Origin of the sequence: Pseudonocardia hispaniensis (genome assembly GCF_042658695.1) — a bacterium.
In the GTDB taxonomy this organism is placed as follows: Bacteria; Actinomycetota; Actinomycetes; order Mycobacteriales; family Pseudonocardiaceae; genus Pseudonocardia; species Pseudonocardia hispaniensis.
The window spans coordinates 100,701-115,146 of the sequence record NZ_JBHSQW010000011.1; the positions used below are offsets into that span (position 1 = coordinate 100,701).

The window sequence follows — 14,446 nt, forward strand, 5'->3', positions numbered from 1 at the left end:
CTTCGTCGAGGTCAGTCCGTGGCGGTGGTGACGGTGCTGGCCTCCACGATGAGCCTGGCGACGTCGACCGCGGACCGGTACGGGTCCTCGGTGACCGACCCGCCCGCCCGAATCGTCCGCTCGGCGCCTTCCGCCAGCGAGTCGAGCATGGCGGCGAGGGGTTCGGCGAGCACCGGGCTCACGATCGGGACCCACCCGGCGAATGCCGGCACAGGGGGACGCGCTGCCCGCGCCGCGTCCTCGAACTGTCTCATCGGGTCCCGCAACCCGGCGGACATCGGATCACCCGTCGAGAGCGGTCGCCCTGCGGGGAACACGGTGCGCCTCGGCATCTCATCCAGAACGGTGGCACGTCCCGCATCGCCGCAGACGTCCGGTTCGCGCCGGTGTGGTGGCCCGTCGTCCGGAATCCGCCGCAGCGCCTCGGCGGCCCGGCGTAGCCATTCCGTGGCGCTCCACGTCTCCCGAGATGTCATATCCTGCTTGGTCATCCTCCTGACCTCTTTCCACCAAGGACGGGTCATCGAGGCTACGCGTCGACGAGGGGTGCCGCCCGCGATCCGACGGGGTGGGTCCACGATCCCCTGCCGAGGCGGGCGCGGTGTGCCGAGTATCGGCGGTACGAGCCCGAGGAGGTACCCAATGCCGTTCACCGACCGGGTGGATGCAGGCGAGCGGCTCGCCAAGAAGCTGCGGCGGTGGCGCGGGGAGAACGTCGTGGTGCTCGGCCTTCCCCGGGGCGGGGTGCCCGTGGCGTTCCAGGTCGCGCAGGGGTTGCAGGCCCCGCTCGACGTGATCGTGGTGCGCAAGCTGGGGGTTCCGTTCCAGCCCGAGCTCGCGATGGGCGCCATCGGCGAGGGCGAGGTGCTGGTGCGCAACGAACGCGTGCTGCGAACGGCGCACATCAGCGACGCCGAACTCGCCGAGGTCGAGCAACGGGAGCGGGCGGAGCTCGACCGGCGCGCCCGGCGGTTCCGCGGTGACCGGCCCGGGCTGGGACTGGCCGGCCGGAGCGTGATCGTCGTCGATGACGGGATCGCCACCGGCTCGACCGCCGCCGCCGCGTGCCAGGTGGTCAAGGCCAGGGGCGCGGCGCGCGTCGTACTGGCGGTGCCGGTGTGCGCCAGGGAAAGTGCCGCTCGGCTCCGCGACGAGGTCGACGAGCTGGTGTGTCTCGAAACCCCCGCCCGGTTCGGCGCCGTCGGCCAGTTCTACGAACGTTTCGGGCAGACGTCCGACCACGAGGTCATCGCGCTGCTGCAACGCTCCGAACGGGGCGTCCAGGCACCGCGCGCCGCCCCGACCGACGACGACGATCCGCCGCTGCGCGACGACGAGATCGAGATGGGTGTGGGCACCGTGCGGCTGCCGGGGCAGCTCGTCGTACCGGTGGACAGCCGGGGAATCGTCGTGTTCGCGCACGGCAGCGGCAGCAGCAGGCACAGCCCCCGCAACCGGTACGTCGCGCGCGTCCTGCAGGGTGCGGGCCTCGCGACGCTGCTGGTCGATCTGCTGACCGAGCGCGAGGAGACGAGCCGCGCCGTCGTGTTCGACGTCGAGCTGCTGGCGGGACGGCTGGCCGAGATCACGGAGTGGGCGCGCCGTGAGCCGGAGTGCCGCGACCTGCCTGCCTGCTACTTCGGTGCCAGCACCGGTGCGGCGGCGGCGCTGTGGGCCGCCGCCGCACCGGACGCCGAGATCGCCGCGGTCGTGTCCCGCGGCGGCAGGCCCGACCTGGCCGCCCCGCGGCTGGGCGACATCCGTGTTCCGACCCTGCTCATCGTCGGCGGCCGCGACGAGATCGTCCTCGATCTGAATCGGCAGGCGCAGGCCAGATTGCGCTGCGCGAACCGGCTCGCCGTCGTCCCCGGTGCAACGCATCTGTTCGAACAGGCCGGGGCGCTCGAACAGGTTGCGGCACTGGCCCGGGACTGGTTCATCGACCACGTCGGCGCGGTACCGCATCCCGGCGGTCGAGGCAGCTGATGCCCGGCGAACCGATCACCGTCGTTCTGTGCGGCGACGTGATGCTCGGCCGCGGGGTGGACCAGATCCTGCCGCATCCGGGCCGGCCCGCGGTGCGGGAGCGCTACGTGACGGACGCGCGCTGCTATGTCGACCTGGCTGAATCGGCGAATGGTCCCATTCCACGCCCGGTTCCCTTCGCATGGCCGTGGGGGGACGCGATCGGGATGCTCGACGGGATCGCCCCCGACGTGCGCGTGATCAATCTCGAAACCGGCATCACCCGCAGCCGTCGGTTCGCCCCGGGCAAGGGCATTCACTACCGGATGAACCCGGCGAACATCCCCTGCCTCGCGCTGGCCCGGCCCGACGTCTGCGCGCTGGCGAACAACCACGTTCTGGACTTCGGCCGCCGCGGACTGGCGGACACCCTGGACGCCTTGGCCGGGGCCGGGTTGACGTCGGCGGGGGCGGGGCAGGGCGCCACGCAGGCCTGGCTGCCCGCTGCTGTCCCGGTCGACGGCCGCGCGCGGGTGCTGGTGTTCTCGATGGGAACGGCGTCCAGCGGCATCCCGGCGAGCTGGTCGGCGGTCGGGCGGCGGCCGGGCGTGGCATTCCTGCGCGAGCTCTCCGACGCCGCGGCTGACCAGGTGCTCGGGCGGGTGCGGCAGCACCGAACGCCCCGCGATATCGCCGTCGTGTCCATCCACTGGGGATCCAACTGGGGTTACGACGTCTCCCGGGAGCAGGTCCGTTTCGCCCACCGGTTGGTCGACGGCGGGGTCGACCTCGTGCACGGGCATTCCTCGCACCATCCCCGCCCGATCGAGGTCTACCGCGACAAGCTGATCCTCTACGGCTGCGGTGACTTCATCGACGACTACGAGGGCATCGGGGGCTTTGCGGACTACCGCGACGACCTGCGGCTGCTCTACGTCGCCGCCGTCGAGCCGGACACCGGGGTCCTGGTCCGGCTCCGGATGGCGCCCCTGCAGGCCCGGCGGATGCGGCTACGGCGGGCCGGGGTCGAGGACAGGAGGTGGCTGCGCGGCGTCCTGGACGCCATCAGCCGCGAGTTCGGTTCCGGAGTCGAGCTCGATGCCGACGGCATGCTCGTCCTGCACCGACCATGACATCCGTTGACGACGACGTCGCCGCCGACGGCGGCGACGTCGAGCGGCGTTCGTTTCAGAGATGAAGGTGAGCGGGCTCGCTGGTGATCTGCTCGATGTCGCCCGCGGCGACGTCCAGGAGGTGGTGGCTCAGCTCGGACAACGCTCGGGCCACCGCGATCTCGTCGCCGATCTCCGGCACGTTGCGGTCGGTCGGGTTGAGCCTCGCCAACCCGACACCGACCAGTTTGTCGGAATCACGGGCGAACAATCGGGCGACCGCCCGGGTACGGTTCTCGTGCTCGTCGATGTCGATGGTGACGGTCCATCGTTTTGCCACGGTCATGTCGCGCTCCTTCTGCGAAGAGCGGGGCCGGCGCACGCGTGCCGGGTGGTCGGCCCGGCCGCCCGACACGACGGTCGTGCTCAGGCCTTGGTTATCTTGATCTTGGTTGGTTCCGCCCCGGCGGAGGGCTCCACGACCGGGACCCGGATTTCGAGGATGCCGTCCTTGTACCTGGCGGTGATGTCGGACTCGGAAGCCCCTTCGGACAGGGGCAGGGTCCGACTGAGCACGCCGTGGCGCAGCTCGTGCCGGCGATATCCCGTTTCCTCGGTCTTCTCCTCGAAGTGTCGTTCGGCCCTGATCCGCAGGACACCGTCGCGGACGGTGATCTCGACGTCCTTGTCCGGGTCGATACCGGGCAGCTCGGCGCGAATCACCTGCGTGTTGCCGTCGCGGTACTCGTCGACCCGGATGAGATCTTCGCCCGGCCAGTCCCAGCCGAGCCCGAACGGACGGCGCATCGGCAGCGATCGCATCCACTCCTCGAAGACGCGGTCCATCCAGTTGAATCGGCGGGCGAGTTCGGAGCCGCGCTCGCGACGGGACATCATGCTCATACTCGTTGTCCTCCTCACCGTTGTGTGCCGATATCCGTGCCTGTCCACCGTGCTACGGACGCCGGCATCCGGGCAGGGCCCTTGGTCCCCCACCCCGGCCGAGCTGCGCGGCCAGCCGGGCGCCCCACTCTCGGGCTCGCGCGAGCTCGCCGTCGAGCAGTGGGCCCGGGGTGCCGCGGACCCAGAACGTCGTCGCCGGATCGAGGGCGGTGAAACCGCGCTTGCGCAGCCGCGACCGGGCCCGCCGTGCTGCCGACCCGGGGATCCGGGGCCGCGATACCCGGGTGTCGAAACAGGCTGCGGCCGCACCCGGCCGTCCCGCAGGCAGTTGGTCGAGCCACTCCCGCAGCCCGATGCCGGTGGCGGTCTCGGCCCCGCGGGCCTGCTGGGCCGCATCCGCCCTGGTGGCCGGCCTGCTCAGCCCGAACGCGTGCGTCGGGCCGCCCACCACCAGCAGGTCGACGTCGGCGTCGACGGCCGATGGTGCGTCGGTGACCTCGCTGATGTCCACCGCCAGCTGGTTCGACAGACCCTCCGCGATGGCCTCGGCAATCCGTTTCGTGTTGCCGAAATAGGACTCGAAGACGACCAGTGCATGCACCGCACTCACCTCCAGGTGACGCTGATTCCCCCGATGGTCGGCCCGCCAACCGGACTGGAGCAGGGGCCTACGCCCGCATTCGTCCGGGCCGGCGGTCCCGCCGACGCGCGCGGCCACCCACGTGATGGTCTCGGTGACCGCATTGTGGAGCCATAACGTGATCGCAGGCCGATCCCAGAGCGCGTTATGGAGCCATAACGTTGTCGGGAGCCGCCTCTGCTGCCGACGCTCCTCGGCCACCGCAGACGGGCCGAGGCGGTCCGGACGCTGTCGCAGCTGCGCGTCGGCTACCGGTGTAGTGCGCCGTCGGCGACCCGGCCGACGACGCCGAGCCGCGCGCCTGGCTCGCCCGCATTGGAGCGGCCGGCGGCCGACCGAGGTGTCTCTGCGGTTCGCAACGGAGGTGTATGCGGCCGCTTCGATAAAAGGTCTATTGACTCGTTAATTAGACTTCCTGCATGACGTGTGAGAGGAGAGAGCCGTGAGTCGGCTTCGCGTTCTGGTGACTGGCGGGAGTCAGGGCATCGGGCTGGGCATCGCTGCGGTCTTCGCCCGGCAGGGCGCCAGGGTGGTCATCAGCGGCCGGGACGAGACGCGGCTCGACCGGGCCCGCCACGAGCTGTCGGTCAAGGGCCTGCCCGTCGAGGTGTGCGTCGGCGACGTGGCCAGCAAGCAGGGGTGCGAGCGGATGGCCGCCCGCGCCGTGGAGCTGCTCGGCGGCCTGGACGTCCTGTGCGCCAATGCCGGGATCTACCCCGAGGTTGGCCTGCCGGAGCTGTCCGAGGACGACGTGGACGCGATGTTCGCGACGAACCTCAAGGGGACGATCTTCAGCGTCCAGGCCTGCCTGGAGGCCCTCGCCGAGTCGCGTCGGGGACGTATCGTGGTCACCTCCTCGATCACGGGACCGGCCACCGGTTTTCCCGGTCTGAGTCATTACGGGGCCAGCAAGGCCGCGCAGCTGGGCTTCGTGCGTTCGGCGGCACTCGAGCTTGCCCCGCACGGGATCACCATCAACGCGGTGCTGCCCGGCAGCATCCGCACCGAGGGCCTCGACGGGCTCGGGGCGGACACGATCGCCGCCATGGAGCGGTGCATCCCGCAGCGGCGGCTCGGCTCGGTCGAGGACATCGGCTACGCCGCGGCCTATTTCGCCAGCGACGGTGCCGGCTTCGTGACCGGCCAGACCCTGGTTGTCGACGGCGGCCAGACCCTGCCCGAGCTCCCGCTGCACGACCACTGAACGACGGGCCTCGCGGCGGACGAACGGCAGATCCCGTCGACCGCTGCGGGGCTCGTCCGCATCCCCCTCGTCAGAACACCGTCCAGCCCGCCAGCCGGGAGAACTCCTCGAGCGCCGCGATACCGCCGACCGGATTGCCATCGACCCCGAGCGGGGGGCTCCAGACGCACACTGTCCCGACCCCGGGCAGGACGGCCACGATGCCGCCGCCGATGCCGCTCTTGGCGGGCAGGCCGATCCGATAGGCGATCTCGGCGGCGGCGCCGTACATCCCGGAGATGAGGAGAACGGCGTTGACCCGGCGGGACATCGAGGGGTCCAGGGGGCCTGCGGCACGATTCCGTTCGGCGAGGAACAGCGCCGATGCGGCGACGGTGCGCGCCGAAGCCGCGATGGCGCACTGGGCGAAGTACTGGTCGAGCACCTCATCGATCGGGTTCTGCAGACGCCGATGCTCGGCCAGGACATGCGCGATGGCGTGGTTGCGGTGATCCGCGTGTGCCTCCGACGCCGCGACGTGACTGTCGGAGAGCACGCACTCCCCGGATGGTCCGGCGATGAGGTCCCGAGTGGCCTGCACGGCATCCCCGGTGCAGGACAGCAACCGGTCGGTGACGACGAGGGCGCCTGCGTTGACGAACGGGTTGCGGGGTTGTCCGGCCCGGAGCTCCAACTCGGCCACAGAGCCGTAACCCGCTTCGGTGGTCCCCCAGCCGACGTGGTCCCAGGCGAAGGGGTCTCGCGCCAGCAAGGCGCACAGAGAATAGAGCTTCGTTACGCTCTGTAGGGAGAACGGCTCATCCGCGTCGCCCACCGCCACCACATCACCGTGGACGGTCGCGACGACGAACGCGAACTTGGTGGGCGGTACCAAGCCGAGCGCCGGGACCTGAGCGGTCACTCGGCCGTCGGCCGCGGCGGCGCGCCCTCGGGAGACAGCTCGCTCGCTGTACTCCCGCAGGAGGCTGGGCCGAACCTCGTATGGGCTCTCGCCCGCTGCGGCGTACGGCCGAGTCAGGTTCATCGTGGTCCTTCGTCAACGAGTTCCCGTGCGGGTAGCTGGACACTATCGCACATATGGACTAAGCAATAGCCCATAGACGTCTCCCGGTGAGGAGTCGAGGGTGCACAGCACCGCTCCGGCCAGGGTCCGGGCGCGCTCTTCTACTGCATATGGTCTAGAGGTCTTGTCAATGGACCTTAAACTGCCTAGGCTCCCGCGTTACCCGACTGAAAGGTTGCACGCATGAGCATCACCGGAGCGACCGGCCAATCCGCCGAACCTAGATCATCGAGTCGGCTCAAATCCGGGGCGATCGGTCTCGTCGGAGTGGTCTTCATGGTCGTCGGGTTCTCCGCGCCAATCGCGGGAATGACGGCCAACCTGCCGGTCGCCGTAGGTTTCGGAAACGGCATCGGGGCTCCGGGCGGCTTCATGATCGCGACCGTGGTCCTGACGTTCTTCAGCATCGGGTTCGTTTCCCTGGCTCGGCACATCACGGCGGCGGGCGCGTTCTACACGTTCATCGCCAAGGGCTGGTCCAAGGTGCTCGGCCTTCCCGCCGGGATCATGAGTATGTGCACCTACATGCTCATGGAGGCCGGCCTCATCGGGTTGGTCTCGATGTACGCCAAGGGAACGATGAGCGCACAGTTGGGTATCGACCTGCCGTGGGAGATATACGCGCTGGTTGCCCTGGCCACCATCTCGCTGCTCTCCCATCGGGACATCTCGGTGGCGGCCAAGGTACTGGGCCTGGTGTTGATCCTCGAGGTGGCCTTGCTGCTCGCGATGGCCTTCGGTGTGCTCTTCTCCGGTGGTGGTCCCGACGGGATCCTCTGGACGTCCCTGAACCCTGCCACGGCGCTGAGCACCAACGGTGTGGCAGGCGGAGTCGTGGGATTGGGCCTGTTGATGGCATTCTGGTCGTGGGTGGGCTTCGAGTCGACCGCGATCTACGGTGAGGAGTCCAAGGACCCCAAGCGGATCATCCCACTGGCCACACTGATCGCGGTGGTCGGCATCGGCGTGTTCTACACCTTCATCTCGTGGACCGCCGTGTCCGGTAACGGGATCACGAACTCGGTGGCGATCGCCTCGGGGCCCAACCCGTTCGATTTGCTCTTCGTGCCGACCGGTACCTATTTGGGTAGCTGGGCGGTGACCCTGTTCGAATGGTTGCTGGTGGCGGGCTCGTTCGTCTGCGCGCTGGCCATCCACAACTCGGCGGCGCGCTACCTCTACGCCTTCGGGCGTGACGGACTGATGTGGTCGCGCCTTGGCCAGGCTCATCCCGTGCACGCCTCGCCCTGGGTCGCCTCGCTCACCCAGACCGTTTTTGCCGGGGTAGTGTTGCTGCTTTGTTCGGTGATGAAGGCCGATCCCTATGCGACCCTGTTCGTGCTGGTGGCGATTCTGGCCACCCTGTGCCTGCTGACCGTACAGGCGATCTGCTCCATTGCGGTCATCGTTCATTTCCACGTCTATAAGCGAGATCGAGAGACCGCGTCGTGGTGGCGGACCCTGCTGAGTCCGGCAATCGGCGGTCTGGGCATGCTCTTCGTCATCTACTTGATGATGTCGAATATGTCCGCGGCTGCCGGGGAGGCATCGGAGACACTGTTCTTCAAGCTGATTCCATGGATCGTGGTGGGCTTGCTGGTGGGCTCCATCGCGACGGCGCTCTACTGGCGCAAGAGCCGTCCCGATCTCTATGCGCGAATCGGCAGCACCGTCTTCGAGGAAGGCGCATAGGCGATCGCTCTCTCGTCAAGAAGGGATCTGGGGTTGGAACACCTCGAGGTGTTCCAACCCCTGGGAGGCTCTGGCTTGAGCGGTCAGCGCTTGAGCCAGGCCTCCACGGTCACTCGGGTACCGGAGATGTGCTCCTCCATGATCGAGGCAGCGAGATCCCCGTCCTTGACCTCGATGGCATCCACGAGCGCCTCATGTTGATCATTCGCATTGGGCTCGAGACGGCCGAAGAGCGAGCCAACCGGCATCCACATCTTCCCTCTGGCATCCGCCACGGCCTCGGCCAGATGGCTGTTGCGAGAGGCCTCGGCGATGCCGAGATGGAACGCGGAGTCGAGCGCCTGAAACTCACTGACCAACTGCGGTTTCTGCTCGGTCAGGCTGAGGCGCAGGACCCGGTCCATGCTGTTGGAGATCTTGCGCAACCGCTTCACGTCGGCGACGAGTCGCCGCTCGGCGGCCAGCCGAGCGGCGCCGGCCTCGACGATCGTGCGGTAGTCGAAGGCGTCACGCAGGGCGGCCCGGTTCTGGCGCAGGCGCGCGCGCTCCTGCACGGGGTCGTACTTCCGCTCCTGGACGATGAAGCCGCCACCGCGCCCGCGCCGGACCGAGATGAGCCCATCCCGCTCTAGGACCGCGATGGCGGCCCGGACCGTGGTGCGGGAAACCGAGAGCATCATGGCCAGGTCGCGCTCGGTGGGGAGTCGATCCCCGGGTCGGAACTGGCCCTGTTGCAGCGCGCGGCGCATCTGATCGACGACGAGCTCGTGGGCGGCGATCTGTCGCACCGGAACGAGGCTTGAACTCGAGGCCAATGAGGCACGCTCCTTCCGTAGATGGCAACGCTACCGCACCCCGGATGACTGGAGGTCGTGACGTCCTGTTGGGGGATCAAAGGTTGGACCTGTTCGGTGGCCATGGGTTAAAGACCTAATCCATTGACCTTTAGGACTTTCTCGGGTAGAACGATGGCTCCGCCGACCAGCAGCTCAGCAGAGGGAGCGAAGTGACCCGCAAAGTCATCGTCACCGGAGGCGCCGGAACCATCGGCAGGGCCATCTGCCAACGTCTGTTGCGCAGCGGTCTCGAGCCGGTCGCGGCCGATCTCGCCGATGCCGGTTCCGAGCAGCCGCACTCCGCCGAGGAGGCCCCATGGACTGCCTTCGTCGACATGGACGTCACCTCTCGGGCGAGTATCGAGGCCGCGGTGGCGAAGGCGCTCAAGCCGGGGGAGCAGCTAGCCGGCCTGGTCAACTGCGCCGGGGTTCTGCGGGACTCCTTCCTCGGTGAGCTCTCCGAGGACAACCTCGACCTGATGTTCCAGGTCAACATCGCCGGCATGGCCCGGGTGGTGGAGGTGACCGCCCCTCGCATCCGCGACCACGGCTCGATCGTCAACATCGGCTCCCTGACCGGGCATTTCGGGCGCTTCGAGGGAGCCTCGGTATACGGCGCCACGAAGGCCGGTATCGCGGCTTATACGCGCTACCTGGCCTCGGAGCTGGCGCCGCGCAAGATCCGGGTCAACAACGTGGCTCCCGGGGTGATCCGGGCTCCGATGAGCCCGTCGATGGCCCGGGTGTCCGGCGGTGAGGACGCCTCCGCGCAACACGCCATGCTCAAGCGGATCGGGGAGCCGGAAGAGGTTGCCGAGGTGGTCGAGTTCTTTCTCTCCGACCGGTCGTCCTTCGTGACCGCGCAGACGCTCCTGGTGGACGGTGGTGTGGTGGCGTGGTGAGCCAATCCGGTCTGCTGTCCACGGCCCCGGGGACCGTGGCCGAAGCGAACGCCGAGGCCTTCGCGCGACTCGACGCCGCCGACCCATGGGTCGTCGACGTCCGCCTGGCTCGGGACGCCATTCCGGGCTACACCGACCGCCTGGTACTGACCTCCGGTGCACCCATGCCGTGGACCTCGTATCAGGGCGGGCAGCGCGAGGCTTTGATCGGTGGCGCGCTCTTCGAGGGCCTGGCCGCCAGCCGGGAGGAGGCGATCGCCGGATTCGCCGACGGCAGCATCCAGATCGGGGCGTGCCATGACTACGGCGCCGTCGGTTCCTTGGCGGGCATCTACACCGCGTCGATGCCGGTCTTCGTGGTGGAGAACCGCTCCCACGGCAATGTCGGCTTCTGCAACTTCTACGAGGGCAAGGAGCCGCGCCGGCTCAACTACGGGTGCTACGACGAGGGCGTCCACCAGCGGCTCGAACACGTCAACAACGTGCTGGCCCCGGTCGTCGGCGAGGCGATCCGTCGTCAGGGCGGAGTGGCCCTCAAGCCGCTGATCGCCCGCGCCCTGCGGATGGGCGACGAGGTGCACAGTCGGAACGCGGCCGCCTCGGTGCTGTTCAACCGGGAGATCCTGCCCGCCGTGCTCGACATGGTCGGTGAAGGCTTCCCCGGCGTCCGCGACTCGATGCTGCATCTGGCCGAGAACGACTACTTCTTCCTGCGGCTGTCCATGGCTGCTGCCAAGGCCACCGCCGACGCGATGGTGGTGCCGGGCTCCACGCTGGTCTCGGCGATGGCCTTCAGCTGCCGCGGGTTTGCCATCAAGCTGGCCGGTCTCGGTGACCAGTGGTTCGAGGGGCCGCCGCCGATCCACCAGGGAAAGCTCTTCGCGGGCCACACCGACGATGAGATCACCTGGATGGGTGGGGAATCGCCCATTACCGAGACCATCGGCCTCGGCGGATTCGCGCAGGCCTGTGCCCTCTCCCTGCAGGACTACCAGGGCGGCTCCCCAGAGGTGATGATCGAGCGGAACATGGAGATGTACCGCATCACCCACGGGGAGAACTCGACATACCGGATCCCGCTGTTCGGCTTCCGCGGCACGCCCACCGCTGTGGACGCGCGGAAGGTGCTGGCCACCGGCATCCTCCCGGTGATGGATGTCGGCCTGGCCGGTCGTGATGGCGGCCAGATCGGCGCAGGGGTCATCCGCGCCCCGCGCGAGTGTTTCGAGATGGCCATGACCGCCTTCGAACAGCGCTACGGAGCGCAGTGACCATGGCCGACGCCACCATGACGCTCACCTTCGGGGGCCGCGCAGCCATCGTCACGGGTTCTGCTTCGGGGATCGGCGCCCAGGTTGCCAAGCTCCTGGTGGGCGCCGGGATCCGGACCCACTGTCTCGACCGGGCGGAGACGCCGCTCTTCGAGGGCGCCGACAAGGGTCTCCAGCAGGTGCATACCGTCGATATCGCCGACCTCGACGGGCTCACCCGCGCACTGGCCGGCGATCTTCACGACGTCGCCTACGTCGTCAACTGCGCCGGGATTCACTCCGACACCGGCTACGCCGGGGTCGGTCTCGCGGAATGGGACAGGCTGCTGAAGGTCAACCTGGTCGGCGCCTACAACGTCGTGGAGCTGGCGCGGCCCCATCTCGTCACGCAGCCCGTGGCCGCCGTCGTGAACGTGGCCTCGCTGGAGGCCCATCGGGTCATCGCACTGTCCAACCCAGACCCGACGCCCCACTATGCGGCCTCGAAGGCGGCGCTGGCGATGCTGACTCGCACCGCCGCGCGGGCGCTGGCTCCATCCGGGGTGCGGGTCAACAGCGTCTCTCCCGGGTTCGTGGCCACCCCGATGGCCAGCCAGCATGGTGATACCACCGCGCTGCCCCCGGCCTTGCAGGACCGGGTCCCTCTGGCGCGCTTCGCCCAGCCGGACGAGATCGCTCATGTCGTGGCATTCCTGCTCAGCGACCAGGCGGGCTACATCACCGGGTCTGACCTCGTCGTCGATGGAGGTTTCTCGCTGACATGACCGCCGACGGGGAGCAGACCACATCGCATGTCAGGTACGAGCCGTCCCTGGGCCGAGCCGCCCGCGTCGGGTCCTGGGACGAGCTGACCAAGGGCACCTTCCGCACGGCCCGCGATCTCCTCGCGGCGGGGGATCGGGAGGGCGCCGCGCAGCTGCTCGAGGTCTCGGTCCTGGAGGCGACGGAACTGCGTGACGTCTATGACCGCTGGCCGGCCAACTCGGCCGAATGGATCCGGGCCCAGGGCGCTACCGCTGAGCAGGTGACCGATGCCCTTGCCGATCTCGCAGCCAAGATCGGTCCGGAGGCGATGGCCGGGATCGCCGAGGCGTGGCCGCGCTTCGTGAACGCGGTCGAGCGAGCCGCAGATCTGTGCCGGAGCGGGGACGCGGGTGCGGACGAGGCGATCGAGGCCACCCGGGCGACGTGGCAGACCGTCCATGACCAGGCCGTCGATCGTCTCTCGGGCCTCATCGATGTGGCCGCGCGCCTGCTCGGGGAGTCCGCGGTGCCGCGGTTGTGGGACCACCTCATGAACGAGTGGTACGACCTGCACTGCGCCCGCTACGACGTGCGTAACCAGCGCTGGCCGATTTCGATAAACCAATTGATGATCGCCATCGTCGACGGCTTCCACGCCCATCTCAGTGGCGCCGACCGGCAGGGCGACATCGAGATGATCGAGGAGGCGGACCGGATCGGCTTCCGCTTCGCCCCCTGTGGCTCGGGAGGGCGCTCGCTCGATCCCCGGATCACCGACGGAAAGCCCCGAGCCGGTGCGCCGTATGAGTTCGCCGTGACCACCCAGGCGCATGACTGGGCGTGGAACAAGATCGGTATCTGTTCGTATTGTGTGCACTGCTGCCTGCTCAACGAAGTCGTCCCCATCGATCGCCTCGGCTACCCCACCCGGGTGATCGACGCGCCGACGTGGCCGGCCAGCACGACGGACGCCTCGTGCACGTGGTGGATCTACCGCGATCCTTCGCTCGTCCCCGATTCCGTTTACCACCGGGTAGGCAGGGATCCCGCACGCCGACCGAGCCCGATCCGAGGAGATGGTGATGGCTGATCTCAGCCCAGTGGCGCTCACCCAACTGGAGATCCCGGACTACGACCACGGCCTCAGGGGCAAGGTTCTCAACGCCCGTAAACTGTCTCCGGGATCGTCGACGGCGTTCTGCACGATCGCCTACGGCCTCTCGCTGGCCGACGATGTCACCGACGTCTCCTTCAGCCGTATGGAGAACGGATATCCCGATGCTCGGGTCGTTCTCGACGAAAGCACGCGAGTCGATCTTCCCTGGCGAGGCCGTACCGAGGCCGTGATCGGTGATCTCGTCGACCGCGATGGGGAGCCCTTCGGCGCCTCACCACGATGGATGTTGAAGTCCCTGCTCGACCAGTACGCGGCACGGGGGCTGGTGCCCGTCCTCGGCTACGAGTACGAGGTGTGGATCTTCGAGGACAGCCCTGGGAGGTCGCGGGACTCCCTCGCCGCGATCCAGCCGTTCGGCCGGGTGGAAAGCGCGTACAGCCTGTCCAGGTCGGCGGGCGTTGCGAACCTCGCCGAGGAATTCGCCGCCCGGATGGAGGCGATCGGGGCGTCCATCGACGCCTTCCACTCCGAGCTCGGCCCGGGGTTCTTCGAATTCGCGCTGGCGCCCCAGCCGGCCATGGCCGCGGCCGACGGGGCCGCCCGCGCGCGCCAGTACCTGCGCGACCTGTGCGCTGAACGGGGACTGGCCGCATCGTTCATGGCCAAGCCGTATGGCGATCGGTCCGGCGCCGGTGGACACGTGCATTCGAGCCTGACCCGCGAGGGCCGGAACATCTTCGCCTCCGAGTCGGGGAACATGAGCGAGGAGGCGGCGCACTACGTGGCCGGCCTGGTGGACTCGCTCGGTGAGTTCTCGTTGATGTTCAACCCGTTCGTCAACTCCTTCAAGCGGCTCGACCCCGCGATGTGGGTGGCGACGGGTGCCTCGTGGGGTGAACCGTCCTGGGTCTGCGAGAGGCTGAGGTTCAGGCCACCGCACCCTGTTGGGCGATGGCCGTAGCGTACAGCATTTCCCGTTCGATCGGGGGCATGTAGT

Annotated in this window: 15 protein-coding genes; 9 read left to right on the forward strand and 6 right to left on the reverse strand. The window is 68.5% G+C overall.

The window, feature by feature from the left end:
- Positions 1–11: 11 nt before the first annotated feature.
- Positions 12–491, reverse strand: a complete 480-nt coding sequence (locus ACFQE5_RS05965) for a hypothetical protein (protein WP_379583656.1) — start codon at positions 489–491, stop codon at positions 12–14.
- A gap of 151 nt (positions 492–642) precedes the next feature.
- On the opposite strand from ACFQE5_RS05965, the gene ACFQE5_RS05970 reads away from it, so the two are divergent.
- Together ACFQE5_RS05970 and ACFQE5_RS05975 are read left to right on the forward strand one after the other, a co-directional pair.
- Positions 643–1,986 (forward strand): phosphoribosyltransferase family protein, encoded by a 1,344-nt coding sequence (locus ACFQE5_RS05970; protein WP_379583658.1) that lies wholly within the window; start codon positions 643–645, stop codon positions 1,984–1,986.
- Positions 1,986–3,098, forward strand: a complete 1,113-nt coding sequence (locus ACFQE5_RS05975) for a CapA family protein (RefSeq protein ID WP_379583660.1) — start codon at positions 1,986–1,988, stop codon at positions 3,096–3,098. Before ACFQE5_RS05970 ends, ACFQE5_RS05975 begins: the two co-directional genes overlap by 1 nt.
- A gap of 55 nt (positions 3,099–3,153) precedes the next feature.
- Here the strand turns inward: ACFQE5_RS05975 and ACFQE5_RS05980 are convergent, their stop codons facing one another.
- From ACFQE5_RS05980 to ACFQE5_RS05990, 3 genes are all read right to left on the reverse strand, one after another.
- On the reverse strand, positions 3,154–3,423 hold the full coding sequence (locus ACFQE5_RS05980; RefSeq protein WP_379583662.1) for a DUF1876 domain-containing protein: 270 nt from the start codon (positions 3,421–3,423) through the stop codon (positions 3,154–3,156).
- 80 nt (positions 3,424–3,503) lie between these two features.
- Positions 3,504–3,980 (reverse strand): Hsp20/alpha crystallin family protein, encoded by a 477-nt coding sequence (locus ACFQE5_RS05985; RefSeq protein ID WP_379583664.1) that lies wholly within the window; start codon positions 3,978–3,980, stop codon positions 3,504–3,506.
- 52 nt (positions 3,981–4,032) lie between these two features.
- A complete protein-coding gene (locus ACFQE5_RS05990) occupies positions 4,033–4,581 on the reverse strand; it encodes a flavodoxin family protein (protein WP_379583666.1) in 549 nt (182 codons plus the stop codon).
- A 481-nt stretch (positions 4,582–5,062) separates the two neighbouring features.
- Between ACFQE5_RS05990 and fabG the strand changes: the two genes are divergently transcribed.
- A complete protein-coding gene (gene fabG / locus ACFQE5_RS05995) occupies positions 5,063–5,824 on the forward strand; it encodes a 3-oxoacyl-ACP reductase FabG (protein ID WP_379583668.1) in 762 nt (253 codons plus the stop codon).
- A 70-nt stretch (positions 5,825–5,894) separates the two neighbouring features.
- Here the strand turns inward: fabG and glsA are convergent, their stop codons facing one another.
- A complete protein-coding gene (gene glsA / locus ACFQE5_RS06000) occupies positions 5,895–6,848 on the reverse strand; it encodes a glutaminase A (protein ID WP_379583670.1) in 954 nt (317 codons plus the stop codon).
- Positions 6,849–7,070: 222 nt separating this feature from the next.
- On the opposite strand from glsA, the gene ACFQE5_RS06005 reads away from it, so the two are divergent.
- Positions 7,071–8,579, forward strand: a complete 1,509-nt coding sequence (locus tag ACFQE5_RS06005; protein ID WP_379583672.1) for an APC family permease — start codon at positions 7,071–7,073, stop codon at positions 8,577–8,579.
- 83 nt (positions 8,580–8,662) lie between these two features.
- Here ACFQE5_RS06005 and ACFQE5_RS06010 read toward each other — a convergent pair whose 3' ends face one another.
- Complete coding sequence (locus tag ACFQE5_RS06010; RefSeq protein ID WP_379583674.1) at positions 8,663–9,328, reverse strand: FadR/GntR family transcriptional regulator; 666 nt, start codon at positions 9,326–9,328, stop codon at positions 8,663–8,665.
- Between the two features lie 257 nt (positions 9,329–9,585).
- Between ACFQE5_RS06010 and ACFQE5_RS06015 the strand changes: the two genes are divergently transcribed.
- The 5 genes from ACFQE5_RS06015 to ACFQE5_RS06035 are packed head-to-tail and all read left to right on the forward strand — an operon-like array spanning position 9,586 to position 14,410.
- Complete coding sequence (locus ACFQE5_RS06015) at positions 9,586–10,317, forward strand: SDR family NAD(P)-dependent oxidoreductase (protein ID WP_379583677.1); 732 nt, start codon at positions 9,586–9,588, stop codon at positions 10,315–10,317.
- Entirely contained in the window at positions 10,314–11,588 is a 1,275-nt protein-coding gene (locus ACFQE5_RS06020) for a YlbE family protein (RefSeq protein WP_379583680.1), read from the forward strand. Before ACFQE5_RS06015 ends, ACFQE5_RS06020 begins: the two co-directional genes overlap by 4 nt.
- A gap of 2 nt (positions 11,589–11,590) precedes the next feature.
- Complete coding sequence (locus ACFQE5_RS06025) at positions 11,591–12,352, forward strand: SDR family NAD(P)-dependent oxidoreductase (protein ID WP_379583682.1); 762 nt, start codon at positions 11,591–11,593, stop codon at positions 12,350–12,352.
- Entirely contained in the window at positions 12,349–13,422 is a 1,074-nt protein-coding gene (locus tag ACFQE5_RS06030) for a hypothetical protein (protein ID WP_379583684.1), read from the forward strand. Before ACFQE5_RS06025 ends, ACFQE5_RS06030 begins: the two co-directional genes overlap by 4 nt.
- On the forward strand, positions 13,415–14,410 hold the full coding sequence (locus ACFQE5_RS06035; protein WP_379583686.1) for a hypothetical protein: 996 nt from the start codon (positions 13,415–13,417) through the stop codon (positions 14,408–14,410). The genes ACFQE5_RS06030 and ACFQE5_RS06035 overlap by 8 nt, the downstream gene beginning before the upstream one ends.
- Positions 14,411–14,446 lie beyond the last annotated feature (36 nt).

Excerpts from the sequence above, each read along its gene's own strand:
- ACFQE5_RS05965 (WP_379583656.1), bottom strand. The coding sequence starts at position 491 with ATGACCAAGCAGGATATGACATCTCGGGAGACGTGGAGCGCCACGGAA.
- ACFQE5_RS05970 (WP_379583658.1), top strand. The coding sequence starts at position 643 with ATGCCGTTCACCGACCGGGTGGATGCAGGCGAGCGGCTCGCCAAGAAG.
- ACFQE5_RS05975 (WP_379583660.1), top strand. The coding sequence starts at position 1,986 with ATGCCCGGCGAACCGATCACCGTCGTTCTGTGCGGCGACGTGATGCTC.
- ACFQE5_RS05980 (WP_379583662.1), bottom strand. The coding sequence starts at position 3,423 with ATGACCGTGGCAAAACGATGGACCGTCACCATCGACATCGACGAGCAC.
- ACFQE5_RS05985 (WP_379583664.1), bottom strand. The coding sequence starts at position 3,980 with ATGAGCATGATGTCCCGTCGCGAGCGCGGCTCCGAACTCGCCCGCCGA.
- glsA (WP_379583670.1), bottom strand. The coding sequence starts at position 6,848 with ATGAACCTGACTCGGCCGTACGCCGCAGCGGGCGAGAGCCCATACGAG.
- ACFQE5_RS06005 (WP_379583672.1), top strand. The coding sequence starts at position 7,071 with ATGAGCATCACCGGAGCGACCGGCCAATCCGCCGAACCTAGATCATCG.
- ACFQE5_RS06010 (WP_379583674.1), bottom strand. The coding sequence starts at position 9,328 with ATGCGCCGCGCGCTGCAACAGGGCCAGTTCCGACCCGGGGATCGACTC.
- ACFQE5_RS06025 (WP_379583682.1), top strand. The coding sequence starts at position 11,591 with ATGGCCGACGCCACCATGACGCTCACCTTCGGGGGCCGCGCAGCCATC.
- ACFQE5_RS06030 (WP_379583684.1), top strand. The coding sequence starts at position 12,349 with ATGACCGCCGACGGGGAGCAGACCACATCGCATGTCAGGTACGAGCCG.
- ACFQE5_RS06035 (WP_379583686.1), top strand. The coding sequence starts at position 13,415 with ATGGCTGATCTCAGCCCAGTGGCGCTCACCCAACTGGAGATCCCGGAC.